The sequence below is a fragment of the Citrobacter sp. MGH103 genome (assembly GCF_001034475.2).
Classification (GTDB): domain Bacteria; phylum Pseudomonadota; class Gammaproteobacteria; order Enterobacterales; family Enterobacteriaceae; genus Citrobacter; species Citrobacter freundii.
On the sequence record NZ_CP073043.1, the window covers coordinates 53391 to 70246 of the forward strand.

The 16856-nt window shown below is 49.8% G+C and carries 16 protein-coding genes and 1 tRNA gene; 10 read left to right on the forward strand and 7 right to left on the reverse strand.

What is annotated here, in order from left to right:
- Positions 1-255: 255 nt before the first annotated feature.
- Positions 256-720, reverse strand: a complete 465-nt coding sequence (locus SK33_RS00270; RefSeq protein WP_032950552.1) for a hypothetical protein — start codon at positions 718-720, stop codon at positions 256-258.
- Positions 720-1490 carry a winged helix-turn-helix domain-containing protein gene (locus tag SK33_RS00275; protein ID WP_048218934.1) on the reverse strand — a complete coding sequence of 257 codons (771 nt, stop codon included), beginning with the start codon at positions 1488-1490 and terminating at the stop codon, positions 720-722. Before SK33_RS00275 ends, SK33_RS00270 begins: the two co-directional genes overlap by 1 nt.
- 575 nt (positions 1491-2065) lie before the next feature.
- On the opposite strand from SK33_RS00275, the gene SK33_RS00280 reads away from it, so the two are divergent.
- Together SK33_RS00280 and misL are read left to right on the forward strand one after the other, a co-directional pair.
- Complete coding sequence (locus SK33_RS00280) at positions 2066-2683, forward strand: helix-turn-helix transcriptional regulator (protein ID WP_003023988.1); 618 nt, start codon at positions 2066-2068, stop codon at positions 2681-2683.
- 74 nt (positions 2684-2757) lie between these two features.
- Positions 2758-5562, forward strand: a complete 2805-nt coding sequence (gene misL, locus SK33_RS00285; RefSeq protein ID WP_048218851.1) for an intestinal colonization autotransporter adhesin MisL — start codon at positions 2758-2760, stop codon at positions 5560-5562.
- 116 nt (positions 5563-5678) lie between these two features.
- Here the strand turns inward: misL and SK33_RS00290 are convergent, their stop codons facing one another.
- The 3 genes from SK33_RS00290 to SK33_RS00300 all read right to left on the reverse strand — a co-directional run bounded on the left by SK33_RS00290 (position 5679) and on the right by SK33_RS00300 (position 7043).
- Positions 5679-6053 (reverse strand): Rap1a/Tai family immunity protein, encoded by a 375-nt coding sequence (locus tag SK33_RS00290; RefSeq protein ID WP_016151201.1) that lies wholly within the window; start codon positions 6051-6053, stop codon positions 5679-5681.
- 405 nt (positions 6054-6458) lie between these two features.
- Positions 6459-6635, reverse strand: coding sequence for a hypothetical protein (locus SK33_RS00295; RefSeq protein ID WP_044700470.1), 177 nt, complete (start codon positions 6633-6635; stop codon positions 6459-6461).
- 117 nt (positions 6636-6752) lie between these two features.
- Positions 6753-7043 (reverse strand): SymE family type I addiction module toxin, encoded by a 291-nt coding sequence (locus tag SK33_RS00300; protein ID WP_048218850.1) that lies wholly within the window; start codon positions 7041-7043, stop codon positions 6753-6755.
- Between the two features lie 136 nt (positions 7044-7179).
- On the opposite strand from SK33_RS00300, the gene SK33_RS00305 reads away from it, so the two are divergent.
- On the forward strand, positions 7180-7371 hold the full coding sequence (locus SK33_RS00305; RefSeq protein WP_003844491.1) for a toxin-antitoxin system HicB family antitoxin: 192 nt from the start codon (positions 7180-7182) through the stop codon (positions 7369-7371).
- A gap of 1 nt (position 7372) precedes the next feature.
- Here SK33_RS00305 and SK33_RS00310 read toward each other — a convergent pair whose 3' ends face one another.
- Positions 7373-7954, reverse strand: a complete 582-nt coding sequence (locus SK33_RS00310) for a DUF6680 family protein (protein WP_048218849.1) — start codon at positions 7952-7954, stop codon at positions 7373-7375.
- 71 nt (positions 7955-8025) lie between these two features.
- A tRNA-Sec gene (locus SK33_RS00315) sits at positions 8026-8120 on the reverse strand.
- Positions 8121-8411: 291 nt separating this feature from the next.
- Here SK33_RS00315 and SK33_RS00320 point away from each other — a divergent pair.
- The 7 genes from SK33_RS00320 to SK33_RS00350 all read left to right on the forward strand — a co-directional run bounded on the left by SK33_RS00320 (position 8412) and on the right by SK33_RS00350 (position 16817).
- Complete coding sequence (locus SK33_RS00320) at positions 8412-9794, forward strand: glycoside-pentoside-hexuronide family transporter (protein WP_048218848.1); 1383 nt, start codon at positions 8412-8414, stop codon at positions 9792-9794.
- Positions 9795-9804: 10 nt separating this feature from the next.
- The gene (gene yicI, locus SK33_RS00325; RefSeq protein ID WP_048218847.1) at positions 9805-12123 is read left to right on the forward strand and encodes an alpha-xylosidase; all 2319 of its coding nucleotides are present in this window, start codon (positions 9805-9807) and stop codon (positions 12121-12123) included.
- Positions 12124-12445: 322 nt separating this feature from the next.
- The gene (locus tag SK33_RS00330; protein WP_048218846.1) at positions 12446-13999 is read left to right on the forward strand and encodes a BglG family transcription antiterminator; all 1554 of its coding nucleotides are present in this window, start codon (positions 12446-12448) and stop codon (positions 13997-13999) included.
- A gap of 26 nt (positions 14000-14025) precedes the next feature.
- Positions 14026-14496 carry a PTS sugar transporter subunit IIA gene (locus SK33_RS00335; RefSeq protein ID WP_003024008.1) on the forward strand — a complete coding sequence of 157 codons (471 nt, stop codon included), beginning with the start codon at positions 14026-14028 and terminating at the stop codon, positions 14494-14496.
- A gap of 19 nt (positions 14497-14515) precedes the next feature.
- Positions 14516-14836, forward strand: coding sequence for a PTS fructose transporter subunit IIB (locus SK33_RS00340; protein ID WP_003844521.1), 321 nt, complete (start codon positions 14516-14518; stop codon positions 14834-14836).
- 26 nt (positions 14837-14862) lie between these two features.
- Positions 14863-15954 (forward strand): PTS fructose transporter subunit IIC, encoded by a 1092-nt coding sequence (locus SK33_RS00345; RefSeq protein ID WP_048218845.1) that lies wholly within the window; start codon positions 14863-14865, stop codon positions 15952-15954.
- 11 nt (positions 15955-15965) lie between these two features.
- Entirely contained in the window at positions 15966-16817 is an 852-nt protein-coding gene (locus tag SK33_RS00350) for a class II fructose-bisphosphate aldolase (RefSeq protein ID WP_003024015.1), read from the forward strand.
- Positions 16818-16856 lie beyond the last annotated feature (39 nt).

Here is a 16856-nt window from a genome sequence, read left to right on the forward strand (position 1 = left end):
CGCGAGAGAGATAAACGCCCCTGCCCACGCCTTCTCCAAATATCTATCCGTAGATTGAAGTCTTCTGGGCAAAATAAAACGCCCATTTCGCTTAATTATTACGCAATGGATATCGTGATATTCAGGATGTTTCCTGATTCGGGATGAAGAATAGCAATGGGTTATTAGAGGATTCAGTGACCCATGTCGCGTAAGTCGATGATGGCAAATATGAATTCCATTGAGGGGGCGCGCTTTTTGTTTCCGGATATGACGTTACCTCTTGCGGCAATACAGCGAGGGTACATTGGAGCTGGCAAAGATCCATGCGCCCTTATACTCTTCCATGACCAGACTCAGGGTTTGTCCGCTTTGGCGGTAAAAACCGGGTAAGGTGTTGTTAATATCCGTTTCATCGGCGCTGTCTGCGAAGGTTTTGACCACCTGCATCGCCTGTAGCACCCGGGCTTCGTGCTGTCTGGTGTAGTTGAAATAAATGTTCCTGCTGATGTCTGAGGTATTACGTCCGTAAAGTTTTCCGGTAATGGTGGCCAAACCTGCATTATCGTACATCCGAAACGATAACGTACCGGCAAAGCGATTGCTGCCAATATTCCATTCCATGTTGCCGATGCAACTCAGCGGCTTTTCGGCAAAGCGTGAATACCATAGCCACCCGCCTGAACCGAGCAACGTCGCCAGACCGATTACCAGCAAAATAAGGTGATGTATTTTTTTCATTACCCGCGCATCCAGTAATAGTGGGTAGCACAAAACGCGTTAGCATCTATCCGCGCATCTTTATCACAGACAAATGCCACGATCCTCTCCGCTTTGCGGTAGCCGGAAAGGAAGACATGCTTGTTGTTTTCACAGAGATAGGGATGCAGTTGCATCAGATTGAAATAATTCTCCTGGTCGTGCTCATTCGGTGAGTAATAAATTTTACAGTTTTGCCGAGAGGGAACTTGCATAGAAACAGACACGAATTTACTAAACGGCGTAACAGGGCGCGTCTGATACCACACCAGCCAGATAATCAGGGTGGCAATAACGATGCCCGTGCTAAATATAATGTACCACCAGGGTCCCCGCGTCGTTTGTTGAGGCGCGGGAGCAATTATCTTTGGGGGCGCGTAATCCTCAATAACCGGTGGCTGGTAAACTTCACTTTGAGGATGTGTTATCGCCTCAATCTGCGTATTTTCATTTAATGTAAGCCCGCGCCGGGAAATTGTTTTCACCGTATCTCTCGGCAGACCCACATCCGCCAGAGCATTACGTAGCGTCAGAATAGCCTGGTAAAATGTGTTGGTGGTGGTCACATTATTTCTCTCACCCCAGCCCACTTTAATCAACGTGTTCTGAGAAACAATGTCACTTGCGTGAGTAATTAAATAGAGAAAACAGAGCGAGGCTGGGAGCTGAAGTTGTATTGCTCGCCCTGTCTGTCGATTGACCAGGCTTTTGTTATCAGGATTAAATTCGACCAACTGATTGATAAGGTACAATTGCCCAGCCCTCAGTAACCAAAACGTATCACCGCATGTGCCAACACTTACCTTAAATTTTACATCCAAATCGATAATATGCCTCACTCTTTGTACGTGATCGCAGATAAGAATTTCATTTAAGAGTTAAATATTCTTTACATACAATGTGTTAGCTGAGTAAGTTCTTAGGTAAAATTAACTAATGTTAAATAATGAGAATTCATTACAGGTTTATCTGAATTATCATTATATTTATCCACAGCACTTCAAGGGTGATTGAGTTATCAGTATTGTGTAATTAATGAGTATCGTTTACATCGGTTGTTTTTTAGCAAATAGTGCTTTTTTGGGATTTATCCTATGGTTTTAATTTATGCATAAAATTCCTAATGCCCAGGCTGTTATTCTGAGATAAGGCACAAAAAAGCTTAGCGCAATCGTATTAATCACAGTCCATACTTATTAGCGCATCAGGAGTTTATTACATTTTATTAGCGCCACTGTTATTAACTGACAAGGAATGTCGTACGTGTCGGATTGACACATTTATTTACCAATGAAATATTTATGGAAAAATAACAGGAGTCATTTTGATGAAGAGATCACCATCACAGAGTGTTCGTTGCATAAGCTGTGAATTATCCTGTCAATTATTTCCGGATGCTGCGGTTCGCGCCAGTTACTGTCACCGTGCCGCTTTTGCTATCTGGCCTGAGGGAAATGGCTTTCTGCAAAAAGGAATTATTGAAAAACTTCTGCTTAATAATCAAAACCATTTGTCGCGCGGGTTTATTTTTGTGGACTTCTCTTTCCCGAACCTGCGCCTGTTTGCCGACCCGCAATGGGTTGATCGTCTGGCTTATAGCGGCATGCATATTGTTTTAATAGCGGACCGGAACCTGGCGCCGTTAGCCAACTACTGGCTGTCGAAAAGCAATAAAATACAAGGGATTATATATTCTGATGATGATGATGACGTACAGCATCAGAAAATGAGACGATTATTTACCGGTCATCTCGCTAACAGTAAACGTGGGCGCACACTCAACTATACAGAAATGATATTACTGAAGCGATTTGTCTCAGGAAAAAGTATTCAGCAAATTACCCAAATAGATAATATTGATATTAAGAAAATATATGTCTATAAGCTCCGGCTTGAAGATAAGTTGGGCCATAGTATTCATAAAATACTATCGAATATTTTATAACGCATTTCTGATTTTTATTATTTCACATCCTTGCGATGTGGTGGACGCTCTACGCCTAATAGCAGGAGGCTAATATGCCAAATCCCAAATCTTACTCTCGTATTGCCATCGCGGTTTCAGCCGCATTAACTTCTATGGTATTTTCGGCCCATGCAGCCTGGATTGATGTTGATAGTCTTCCTTCCAGCGGTCTGGTTAGTAGTCTGCCTCCGGAGTTGCAGGCTTTATTTCCTGCACAGGCGAATGCCAGTTTCGCTAAAACCAGCGCTACGCCGAATTATGTTTATCAGTGGAGTGCCGGCACCATTCCCGTTTTTGGTCATGGATTAACGCTGAATGGGCCGGGAGCAGAAGCCTTCGAACACTCCATTACCGTTATTCAGAACAGTGCGACGGGTAGCCCGGGTGTTATTTTTGGTGATGACCTGACGATCCGCACACAGTCGAAGAATGCCGCTAATAATGGTAAGGATGTTGATGGTATTCGCACGCACGGGGCTAATACGCCGGATAACCCGGTCTTTATCATCACCGGAGATCGCACCAGCATTTATGTGGACGGTCAGGATGGTGACGGTATTAACGCCGGTTACAACTCCTATAGCCAGGGTTGGAAAGGTTCAGCCAACATATATGTCGGCGACGATCTGTATATTCAAACCACCGGTTATCAGGGGCGTGGTATCACTGCAAACGCGATGAAAGACGCTACGCAGGCCAAAAATACGATTGTCGTCGGCGACCGGGCACACATTGTGACGATAGGTGACAGTTCAGAAGGTCTCCGCACCGGGCAGAGCGGGTCCTCGATCCGCCTTGGTGATGACGCCACTATCGAGACATCGGGCGCTTCCTCGACAGGGATCTATGCCGCCTCATCTTCCAAAACGGAACTGGGCAACAATGCTACGATTACGGTCAACGGCGTTAGCGCACATGCGGTTTATTCCACCAATGCGACCGTGAATCTCGGCGAAAACGCGACGATCAACGTAAACAATTCGGCGAAAGCGGCGTCTTACAGCAAAGCACCACGCGGCCTATATGCGACTTCACGCGGGGCAATAAACCTGGCTGGCGGTGCCGCCATTACCATGGCGGGCAATCACAGCAATGAAAGTTATGCCATCAGTACCGAAACGGGCGGCTCCGTAGATGGCTCTGCTGGCGGGCGCTTCCTCATCGATGGCGATCTTCATGCCGCTGGCGCGACTGCTGCAACCAGCAGCCTGCCACAGCAAAACAGTACCATTACGCTCAACATGACCGACAACTCGCTGTGGAGTGGGGCGTCATACATCACCAGCGTCACGGCCGGAACGGGGGTTATCTCGCTGCAAATGAGCGATGCGACCTGGAACATGACCAACAGCTCAACGCTCACCGACCTGACGCTGAACGGCGGGTCAGTGGTGAATTTTGGGCATACTGACGGCGAACCGTGGCAGACGCTTACCATTAATGAAGATTTCACCGGCAACGGCGGCAAACTGGTTTTCAATACCGTCCTGAATGACGACACCTCCGAAACCGACAAGCTGAAAGTGCTCGGCAACACCGCGGGTAATGCGTTTGTGGCGGTGAACAACATTGGCGGAACCGGGGCGCAGACCGTTGAAGGTATTGAGATCATCGAAGTAGCCGGTAATTCTGACGGTACTTTTGAGAAAGCAGGTCGTATTGTTGCCGGTGCGTACGACTATAACGTGGTGCAAAAGGGCAGCAACTGGTATCTGACCAGCTTTATTCCTGCTCCGCCGGATCCGGAAGAACCGGACCCGGTCGATCCGCATGACCCAGACCCTGTTGATCCGGACCCGGTTGACCCCATTGATCCAGACCCGGTCGATCCTGTAGACCCGATCATCCCTGAGCCGGAAGAACCTGTTGCGCCTCCTGTTACTGAGCAGCAATACCGTCCGGAAGCAGGCAGTTATCTGGCGAACAACTATGCCGCTAACACGCTGTTTATGACCCGACTGCACGATCGTCTGGGAGAGACGCAGTACATCGACATGCTGACGGGCGAGAAAAAAGTCACCAGTATGTGGATGCGTAACGTCGGGGCGCATACCCGCTTCAAAGACGGTAGCGGGCAGTTGAAAACCCAAAGCAACAGCTATGTGTTGCAGTTAGGCGGCGATCTGGCGCAGTGGAGTAGCGACGGTCTAGACCGTTGGCACATCGGCGCAATGGCAGGTTACGCCAACAGCCAGAACCGCACGCAGTCCAGCCTGACCGGCTACCATTCACGTGGTCAGGTCACCGGTTACAGCGTAGGGCTGTACGGCACATGGTATGCCAATGACGCAGACAAAACCGGCACCTACGTGGACACCTGGATGCTGTACAACTGGTTTGATAACAAGGTGATGGGCCAGGAGCAGGCGACAGAGAAATACAAATCCAGCGGGATAACCGCTTCGGTAGAAGCCGGTTACAGCTTCAAACTGGGTGAAAACGAGCGCAACAGCTACTGGCTGCAACCGAAAGCGCAGGTGGTATGGATGGACGTGCAGGCCGACAGCCACCGCGAAGCGAACGGTACCCGCGTGAAAGACAACACCGATGGCAACCTGATGACCCGCCTGGGCGTGAAGGCCTTTATCAACGGTCACAACGCCATCGACGACGGTAAATCACGCGAGTTCCAGCCGTTTGTCGAAGCCAACTGGATCCACAACACGCAGACGACCAGCGTGAAGATGGATGATGTGAGCAACGACATGCGCGGCACGAAGAACATCGGCGAGCTGAAAGTCGGCGTAGAAGGGCAAATCACCCCGCGCCTCAACGTGTGGAGCAACGTGGCCCAACAGATCGGCGACAAAGGCTACAGCGATACCCGCGGTATGCTGGGCGTGAAATACAATTTCTGACGGGATTGTAAGTAACAGAAAAGCCGCTGAATAATGGGTCAGCGGCTTTATTTTTTGGGGGAATTGTAGGTCGGATAAGCGTTAGCGCCATCCGACAATACAAGCTGTGTGCAGCGCTAGCTATTACTATTTTTGTTACAAGCAAGTTCTTTGCCCAAAGCAATCATGGCCAATTCAGAAGGACTGTATTTTGTTCGTTCTTTAGGATGGGTCTGGAGGTAATTACCAACAATATCAGCTTCCTGCCCAATGGTTATGCTTTCATTACAGATGATATTTTCTTTTGATAGTGTCCCCGCTACACCGGCAACAAAAGACATATACATCACTGCTGTCTGTTCATCCCGAACATTCAAATAATCAAAACCTTTCTCATACAACTGATAACCGTGATAAAGCGAGTTGCCGTCGATATTCAATGTCGATTTTGCCAGCACAGGTGTTGAAAAACAGAGCAATAACAAGACAGGAATGGCAATTTTACTGATCATATGAACACCATCCACCTTTATGGTGCGAGCCTGTACCTCCGTGCGGGTGTTCTCCTTTCGGGCATGCGAAAACAGTGGATGATGCGGTGATAGTGACGAGAGCGATAACCATTGCCATGAATACGTTTTTCATATGTAACCCAATAATCTAATTTATTAGAAACGAGGCTGTCCCTTCCTGATTAAAGAAAAAGGATGCCTGTGTATTTTTAGCGGGATTATAATATGGTGTTTATTGTGCTGTCATGTTTATCGTTTGGCATAGGCCATCAGGATAGTATTTTTATTATGATTTTTAGTGTAGTGATTGAATCATTTCTAATGCGTTTCTGATTCATGAATAATGAGTTGCTGCTTCAAATATCATAATTATTGATTATTGCCCGTAAGTTTATATTGCTTTTTTCATTTATCAGGCTCCATTAATTCATCAAAGAAATTATCGCCGTTAACAATATTATCAGAATGAATATCACATTGTGCACATTGAATCTTGGCTTTCAGTAACTGAATTTTTATTTCTTCGACTTTTTCATCGTCGTCAATCGAAAAGATGGTGTCTGGTTTTTCGTGGTGATTCATTTGTTTGGGTTCCCGTTACACTTTGGCTTCATTTTCCAGGAGAGTAGGCCGGATAAGCGCAAGCGCCATCCGGCACCAAGTGAACCTGTAAGTACTGCTTGCAGGTTCAGCTGTACTTCACTGGAGAGTCGCCAACGTGCTCTCAATTCTTTTTAACTTCTGATTTGCTTCTTGCAGCTCATCCTGCAGCCGTTGCTCCTGCTCGCCATAGACCATCAGGACGATACAACCGTTCATCACTTTTACGCTAATCTGTTGCCCGGTATCAAACCCCGCTGCGCGTAGCCACTTGCCGGAAAGAATAATTTTTGGTGTGGATTTGTCGAAAACATTCGGGCGATATCCCACAATTACCGAACGTTCGGTTCCGAATTGGTCGCTGTCTGGGGTAGAATGCGAATCAGCCATAATCAACTCCTTGATAGTTGGTGAGGTTAGCTCTCGTCGGGTACTGCGAATACCGGGCGAGGGCGTTTATAAATCAGGTCGTTAGGTGTAAAGGTACGTACCTGATTGGTGATATCTTGCGCTTGTAGGTACGTACATGTCAACGGCTAAACGCGACCCAAATCAGTCCAAATCCGGAAAGGCTCCAACTTTCCAGATTCGTATCACACCTGAGTTAAAGGCGCAGTTCGAGGCTGCAGCAAAGGCTGAGGGGATGAGTTTGGGGAATTGGCTCAAAACCTTGGGGAGAAATGAATTACGTAAATTAGGTATTGAGCCAGAAATGTAGGCTAGTTCAATTGAGAATTTTGAGCGTCAGAAGATTCGGGAAAAGAAACTACATCCATTTTTAATGCTGTTTCACCAGAGAAAATTGAAGCTAGGCCTTTACGAATTTTTTGATTATCTAAATTCATTTGTCCGTGAGCTACAGGTATATAAATAGCGTTCTGCAAATGAACTCGATCAAAATCGTAGCCTATATCTTCAGCCATAACAGAAAGTAAATTCACAAATAGTCTATCGCTAGTTTGATTCCACAACGTGTTACCACTCTCACTTTCTGGACAGTGAGTACATAAATGAGTGAAATATTCTTTCCAGGCATCAAGGACTTTTTTCTCGGATTTTGTTCTTTTGTTTATACTTCCTTTTAAATCACCATAGAATGCTAAGTCGATCATATTCAGCGCTCTAACGTGCTCATTGGAAAGGCGAGCTGCGGCCGATCTTGTTGCCATTAGTTCGGTGAATATATTAACTTTTATGTTTCTTTTTTCTGAATGTTTCTCGATAAGCTTTTGTACTCTGACTGCGAGCAAGGGACTTAAAAGGGTAGCAAAAATAGTAGCGATAGCTAGTGCCCAACTCATGTCTCTTCCTTAATTCTGAAGGTTATGACAATTGAAATGAAATAAAATCTTTGAGGATGATATGAGAATTTTGGCGGAAGATCACAGGAGTCGAACCTGCCCGGGAACGCTGGCGCCCCCAACTGGATTTGAAGTCCAGCCACCTCACCGGAGATGACGATCTTCCGCGCCTCGATTGCTACATGGAGGCGGGGCGCATTATAGCTACTTCCAAACGTTTCCACACCCCCTCACTCACTTTTTTAACTTCCGTTTATCTATACCATGACCAGTTTCATATAAATCCTCAATAAATCCGTTAGTTACATTTCATCACATTTTTTCGACGCTACCCCGATCACAGAAAACAAGAATCGTAATTTGATAACGAGATATCGGAATACCCGCGCTCACAGGGATGGTTTACAAGAACTGTAACCGGTATCAGTGCGTGTGAAAGTGCTAACAAGGATGCGTAATGAAAAGTGAGATTCTGTCTGTTAAAGAGAAGATTGGCTACGGAATGGGCGATGCTGCCAGCCACATTATCTTCGATAATGTCATGTTATATATGATGTTCTTCTATACCGATATTTTTGGTATTCCGGCCGGATTTGTCGGCACCATGTTCCTGCTGGCCCGCGCGCTGGATGCTATCTCAGACCCTTGTATGGGGCTGCTGGCCGACCGCACCCGCTCGCGCTGGGGGAAATTCCGCCCGTGGGTGCTGTTTGGCGCGCTGCCGTTTGGTCTGGTGTGTGTGCTGGCCTACAGTACGCCAGATCTCAGTCTGAACGGCAAAATGATTTATGCCGCAATCACCTACACGCTGCTGACCCTGCTTTATACCGTGGTGAATATTCCCTACTGTGCGCTGGGCGGCGTGATCACCAATGACCCCACGCAGCGTATCTCCCTGCAATCATGGCGCTTTGTGCTGGCGACGGCGGGCGGCATGCTCTCCACCGTGCTGATGATGCCGCTGGTGGATCTGATTGGCGGCGAGGATAAAGCGTTCGGCTTTCAGGGCGGGATTGCCGTGCTCTCGGTTGTGGCGTTCCTGATGCTGGCGTTTTGCTTTTTCACCACCAAAGAACGCGTGGAAGCGCCGCCGAGTACCACCTCGATGCGTGAAGACCTGCGCGACATCTGGCAGAACGATCAATGGCGCATCGTCGGCATGCTGACCATCCTCAACATCCTGGCCGTCTGCGTACGCGGCGGGGCGATGATGTATTACGTCACCTGGATTCTGGGCACCCCAGAAGTGTTTGTCGCCTTCCTCACCACCTATTGCGTCGGCAACCTGATCGGCTCTGCGCTGGCAAAACCGCTGACTGACTGGAAATGCAAAGTCAGCGTCTTCTGGTGGACCAACGCCGCGCTGGCGGTCGTCAGTCTGGCGATGTTCTTCGTACCGATGCACGCCAACATCACTATGTTCGTCTTCATCTTCGTGATTGGCGTACTGCATCAGCTCGTGACGCCAATTCAGTGGGTAATGATGTCCGACACCGTGGATTACGGCGAGTGGTGCAACGGAAAACGTCTGACGGGGATCAGCTTTGCGGGCACGCTGTTCGTGCTCAAGCTGGGTCTGGCGCTCGGCGGGGCGCTGATCGGCTGGATGCTGGCAGGCGGGGGCTACGACGCCGCAGCGAAAACCCAGAACAGCGCCACCATTAGCATCATCATCGGGCTGTTCACTATTGTCCCGGCTATTTGCTACCTGCTGAGTGCCGTGATTGCCAAACGCTTCTATACCCTGAAAACGCCGTATCTGACTGAAATCATGAATCAATTGGCTCAGGGTGCGCGCCGCAATCAGCAGGATTTTACGACGAAAGAATTACAGAACTAAGGAACCGACAATGAAAATTAGCGATGGAAACTGGCTGATTCAGCCCGGTCTGAACGTGATTAACCCGATTCAGGTGTTCGAGGTTGAACAGCAGGGCAATGAGATGATTGTCTACGTTGCGCCGCGTGACGTGCGTGAACGTACCTGGCAACTGGATACCCCATTGTTTACCCTGCGCTTCTTCTCGCCGCAGGAAGGCGTGGTCGGTGTGCGTATGGAGCACTTCCAGGGCGCGCTTGATACCGGTCCGCATTACCCGCTAAATGTGCTGCAGGATGTGAAGGTCGAGATGCACAACACCACTGAGTTTGCCGAACTGAAGAGCGGTAACTTGAGCGTGCGCGTTACCAAAGGGGAATTCTGGTCGCTGGACTTCCTGCGTAACGGCGAACGTATTACCGGCAGTCAGCTAAAAAATAACGGCTACGTGCAGGATACCCACAGCGGGCGCAACTATATGTTTGAGCGCCTGGATCTGGGTGTTGGGGAAACGGTATACGGACTGGGCGAACGCTTCACCGCGCTGGTGCGTAACGGGCAAACGGTAGAAACCTGGAACCGTGACGGCGGCACCAGCACCGAGCAATCTTACAAGAACATCCCGTTCTATATCACCAACCGCGGTTACGGTGTGCTGGTGAATCATCCGCAGTGTGTGTCGTTTGAAATCGGCTCTGAAAAGGTGTCGAAAGTGCAGTTCAGCGTGGAAAGCGAGTATCTGGAATATTTCGTCATCGACGGCCCAACGCCGAAGGACGTGTTGAACCGTTATACCCAGTTCACTGGCCGTCCCGCGCTGCCGCCCGCCTGGTCGTTCGGCCTGTGGCTGACCACGTCGTTCACCACCAATTATGACGAAGCGACGGTCAACAGCTTTATCGACGGCATGGCCGAGCGCAATCTGCCGCTACACGTTTTTCACTTTGACTGCTTCTGGATGAAAGCCTTCCAGTGGTGCGACTTTGAGTGGGATCCGGTGACCTTCCCGGATCCGGAAGGCATGATCCGCCGCCTGAAAGAAAAAGGGCTGAAGGTCTGCGTGTGGATCAACCCGTATATCGGGCAAAAATCACCGATTTTCAACGAGCTGAAAGAGAAGGGGTACCTGCTCAAGCGGCCGGATGGTTCCCTGTGGCAATGGGATAAATGGCAGCCGGGCCTGGCGATTTATGACTTCACTAATCCTCAAGCCTGTGAGTGGTATGCCAACAAGCTGAAAGGTCTGGTGGATATCGGCGTGGATTGCTTCAAAACCGACTTTGGCGAACGCATTCCTACTGACGTTCAGTGGGTTGACGGTGCCGATCCGCAGAAAATGCATAACCATTATGCGTACATCTACAACGAACTGGTGTGGAACGTGCTGAAAGAGACTGTCGGTGAAGAAGAGGCGGTGCTGTTTGCCCGTTCAGCTTCGGTCGGCGCGCAGCAGTTTCCGGTGCATTGGGGCGGCGACTGCTATGCCAACTATGAATCGATGGCCGAAAGCCTGCGCGGCGGGTTGTCCATTGGTCTGTCCGGCTTTGGCTTCTGGAGTCACGATATTGGCGGCTTTGAGAATACCGCCCCGGCGCACGTCTACAAGCGCTGGTGTGCGTTCGGGCTGCTCTCCAGCCACAGCCGTCTGCACGGTAGCAAATCCTACCGCGTGCCGTGGGCGTACGATGACGAATCCTGCGATGTGGTGCGCTACTTCACCGAGCAGAAATGCCGCATGATGCCGTATCTGTATCGCGAAGCGGCGCGCGCCCATGAGCTAGGAACGCCGATGATGCGCGCAATGATGCTGGAGTTCCCGGACGACCCGGCGTGTGATTATCTCGACCGCCAGTACATGCTGGGCGATAGCGTGATGGTTGCGCCGGTGTTTAGCGAGGCGGGCGATGTACAGTTTTACCTGCCGAAAGGACGCTGGACGCATCTGTGGCGTAACGACGAGGTGTCTGGCAGTCGCTGGTATAAACAGCAGCATGACTTCCTGAGTCTGCCAGTCTACGTGCGCGAGAACACCCTGCTGGCGCTGGGCAGCAATAACCAGAAGCCGGACTACGCCTGGCATGAAGGAACCGCGTTCCAGCTGTTCCATCTGCAGGAGGGCCGGGAAGCGGTGTGTGAAGTGCCTGCGATGGACGGCTCGGTTATCTTCACGCTGAAGGCGACGCGTGTAGGTAATACCATCACTGTGAAAGGGAACGGTGAGGCACGTAACTGGACGCTGTGCCTGCGAAATATTCAGAAAATTGGCGGCATTAAATGCGGGTCGCATATGGGCAGTGAGCTGGGTGTAGTTATTACTCCACAGGGCAGTGAGCTGACGATTACCTTGTAAGCATGTGTCGACGTGGTGCCGGATGCGTTTTATCCGGCCCACGCTGCGAGCAGCATTCCAGATCTGAAAATCCAAAACATCCTGAATTAAATTTTTATCTCTGCATATTTGCGAGCGGTATCACTCTGATTCCCGCGAAAAATGTGATCTGCGCCGTAAATATCTCACTATTTCCTCTTTTTGTCTTATTTCTGTCCGGATTACTGGACACGATTTAGTATTGTTGACGCATCGTAGTCCTCTTATATTTATCATCACGGATTACACGTGGAGCATAAGCGCTTCTTTAGCTATTTAATCTGGTGTGTGATAAGGGTAAATAATGCAAATGATTACCTCGCGACAAAACAGATTATTAAAGTTTCTTCTGTCTAAGAAGGAATATGTCACGCTGCTGAAAATTGCCGAGTATTTATCTGTTTCAGAGAAAACTGTGCAGCGCGATCTGCGCTTACTGGAACCCTGGTTATCAGAATGGAAAATAACCATCGATAAACGTGCTGGTGCTGGGGTGATATTAAGTTCCGATAATATTACCGACCTTTTATATATGGATCAGTTATTAGGATCGGAAGGTGATGATACTGACGGCATGATGAATAATTCACGGCGAGTCAAGATAGCCTCACAGTTATTAAGCGAAACGCCGCATGAAACGTCGATCAGTAAATTATCCGAACGTTATTTCATTAGTAGCGCATCGATTGTTAATGATCTGAAAGTAATTGAATCCTGGATTACCCCACTGGGCCTGTCGTTGATTCGCAGTCAGAGCGGCACGCATATCGAAGGCAGCGAGAGCGGTGTACGCCAGGCGATGGCGTCGCTGATTAACGGCGTGATTAACCATAATGAACCTGGTAACGTGGTTTATTCACGCCTTGACCCGGGCAGTTATAAAGCCTTAGTGCATTACTTTGGCGAAGAAGATGTTTTATTTGTCCAGACGTTATTGCAGGAAATGGAGAACGACCTGTGCTGGTCTCTGGGCGAGCCTTATTACGTCAATATCTTTACCCATATTTTGATCATGATGTACCGCATCACGCGGGGCAATGCGCTGCCGAGAAAAGATGAAAATATCACCTCATGTGACGAGAATATTTTTTCCATTGCCAGCCGGATGATTCAGCATATTGAAAAACGCATTGCCCACCCGCTGCCGGAAGACGAAGTCTGGTTTATTTATCAATACATTATCTCTTCCGGCGTGGTAATTGAAGAGCATAACGACGTGAGCGTGATTGGCCATATGCACTCTAGCGACGAAGCGCGTTTGATTACCCATCGGTTGATTGCCTCCTTTGCCGAGATGGTCGACAGCGATCTTAGCCAGGACACGGCGCTGTATGACGGATTGCTGATCCACATTAAGCCGCTGATTAACCGCCTGAACTACCAGATCCGCATTCGTAATCCGCTGCTGGAGGATATTAAAGGCGAGTTGCAGGACGTGTGGCGTCTGACCCAGTGCGCGGTGAATCGGGTGTTTAGCGGTTGGGGCGAGCGGCCCGTGTCGGATGATGAGGTGGGATATTTAACCGTGCATTTTCAAGCCGCAATGGAGCGGCAGATAGCGCGTAAGCGTGTGCTGCTGGTCTGCTCAACCGGTATTGGCACCTCTCACTTACTCAAAAGCCGTATTCTGCGCGCCTTTCCGGACTGGACTATCGTCGGCGTGGTATCGGCAGGCAGCCTGCCCTCCGTAATGACTGACGATATTGAACTGGTGGTATCGACGATAAATTTACCTGCTGTTGCTATGCCGGTCGTGTATGTCACCGCCTTTTTCAATGATGCAGATATTAAGCGGGTAACAGAAACGGTTATTACGGAAAAATTACATCGGGCGACGTCGCTGGTCGTCGAAAATTAATGTCTGAACTCCATGAGGTATGATTGATGGACATCACGAAAATACTCAATACAAATCGCGTTATTTTGGACATGAAGGCCACAAACAAAACGGAGGCTATTGAGGAACTGACGGATATTCTGCAGAAAGATGGGGCAATTAGCTGTCGGGAAACGTTTATTCAGGATGTCTGGCAGCGTGAATCAGAAGGCTCGACCGGCTTCGAAAATCATATTGCGATCCCGCACGGGAAATCCTCGGCGGTGGTCAATACCACGCTGGCAATTGGGCGTACCCGCCAGGATATTCCCTGGGAAACCCTGGATGGCAGCAACGTGCGCTGCATCATTCTGTTTGCCGTACGTCTTGAAGATCAAAACACTACACATATTCGTCTGCTTTCGCAGGTTGCCGGCGCGTTGGCGGATGACGACATTATTGAACAACTGTTAGTCGAAAGCAGTCCACAGAAAATTATTGAGCTTTTTAGCCAATATGCTGAATCCAATGTCTGCTAAATAAAAAGTGGAGCATGTTATGAATATTGTTTGTGTTGCCGCCTGTACGGCGGGTATTGCGCACACCTATATTGCCCGTGAGAAGCTAATTAAAGGTGCTAAAGCGCTTGGTCATAATATAAGAGTTGAAACCCAGGGAACTATCGGCACGGAGAACGAACTGCTGACAGAGGATATTTCTGCAGCTGATGTCGTAATTCTTGCTGTCGATGTCAAAATAAAAGGGGAGGAACGATTTTCAAATAAACGCATCGTGCGAGTGAAAACCGAAATCGTCATAAAATCGCCCATTCAGTTTCTTGAAAAGGTCGAAAAATCATTAGTTAATAATAACCAGTAGCGATCCTCATTCTGGAGGGATTTCACATGGGTGAAAATAAAATTCCGCTATCTCAGGAAATAAAAAGACATTTATTAACGGGGATTTCGTGGATGATCCCGTTAATTGTCGCCGCCGGGATCTGTATTGCTCTCGGGCAAATACTTGGCGGCACTAACGTGGGTGAAAAAACAGGAACCATACCCTGGATGCTCAACCAGATTGGCGGCTGGGGGATGGGGTTAATCGTACCGCTGATTAGTGCGGCGATTGCGTACTCCATTGCCGATCGTCCCGGATTTGCGCCGGGCCTGATTGTCGGCTTTGTTTGCGGCGAAATTCATACCGGTTTTATCGGCGGGATGCTGGGCGGGTTCCTGGTCGGTTATACCGTACTGCTACTTAAGCGCTATATCCGTTTGCCACAGTCGATGCAGGGGCTGATGCCCATCATGGTGTTGCCGGTACTGAGTACCGTCATTGGCGGCCTGTTGATGATGACGCTAATTGGCAAGCCGATAGCCTGGCTGCAGGACGCGTTGATTCATCTGCTGGAGTCCATGCAGGGCGGATCCCGCTTTCTGATGGGCGCTATCCTCGGTGCGATGGCGACATTCGACTTCGGCGGACCGGTGAATAAAACCATGTCGCTGTTTGCTGACGGCATGCTGGTCAGCGGTGTGTACGGTCCGGAAGCGGTGAAGTTTGTTGGTTCGATGATCCCTCCGTTCGGCATTACGCTCTCTTTCCTGCTGACGCGTCACAAGTACACCCGTGCGGAACGTGAGGCGCTGAAGGCCGCATTCCCGATGGGGATCTGCATGATTACCGAAGGGGTCATTCCGATTGCGGCGCGCGATCTGTTGCGTGTGGTGGGCTCCTGCGTGGTGGCCTCGGCGATTGCGGGCGGCCTGATTATGGTGTGGGGTGTCGAAAGCCCGGTACCGCACGGCGGCATGTTTGTGGTTCCGCTCTTTACGCATCCGCTGCTGTTTTGCCTGGCGCTGGGGATCGGCACAGTGATTTGCGGTGTCATGTTGTCGCTGTGGAAGAAACCGGTGACCGAGCGTGACGAAGAGTTTGATGAACTCAGCGATCAAAAACTGAAAGACGAAGAGATCACCTTCACCCTGGAATAACCGGAGGCCGTATGTTTGCCGATATGAAAAGCATGGTGACGAAAGCCTGGCGCGAGCAGTACGCGCTGCTGGCCATTAACTGCATGAACCTGGAAAGCGCCCGCGCGGCGGTTCGGGTGGCAGAGAAACACCGTGCGCCCATTATTCTGAATCTGTATCAGGGGCATCTGGAGCATTTTCCGGCCCCGATAGCGGCTGCGGTTGTCAAAACGCTGGCAGAGGAAGCCTCAGTACCGGTCGCGCTGGCGCTGGATCATGGAAAGGATCCTGTACGCATTCGTCAGGCTTTTCGCGCCGGATTCAGCGGGTTAATGATCGATGCCTCCGCCTTTGCGCTGGAGGAGAACATTCGCCAGACCCGGGCAGTGGTCGAGCTCGCAGCCAGCGTTTCTCTGTGCGTGGAAGGCGAGCTGGGCCATCTGGCCGATGCTCCGCGCTATGACCATGCCGCTAACGCTGATTTGATGACTCAGGCCGCCGACGTGGAACCCTTTATCCAACAGACCGGGATCGATTTGCTGGCGGTGTCGGTGGGTACGGCACACGGCATGTACGCGCCGGGTATCACACCTGCTATTGATTTCCTGCGGCTGGAGGAAATAGCCCGGTTATCAACTGTACCTCTGGCGCTGCATGGCGGCAGCGGGACGCCGTTTGATCAGCTACAGCGTTGCCCGACGTTTGGCGTCGCCAAGATAAACGTTGGTGCGGCGGTTTTCGAAGCCGGAAAGGCTGCGCTACTGCATACCCTGTGTCGTGACACATCCGGTGAGCTCGTTGATGCCCTGGCCCTGATGGAGCAGGCCTGCGAGGAAGCCATTATTCCGTACCTGCAGGCCAGCGGCGCTATCGGCAAAGCCTGATTCATTTTCTGTAACGCCTTCTATGCCTCTGCGATGACG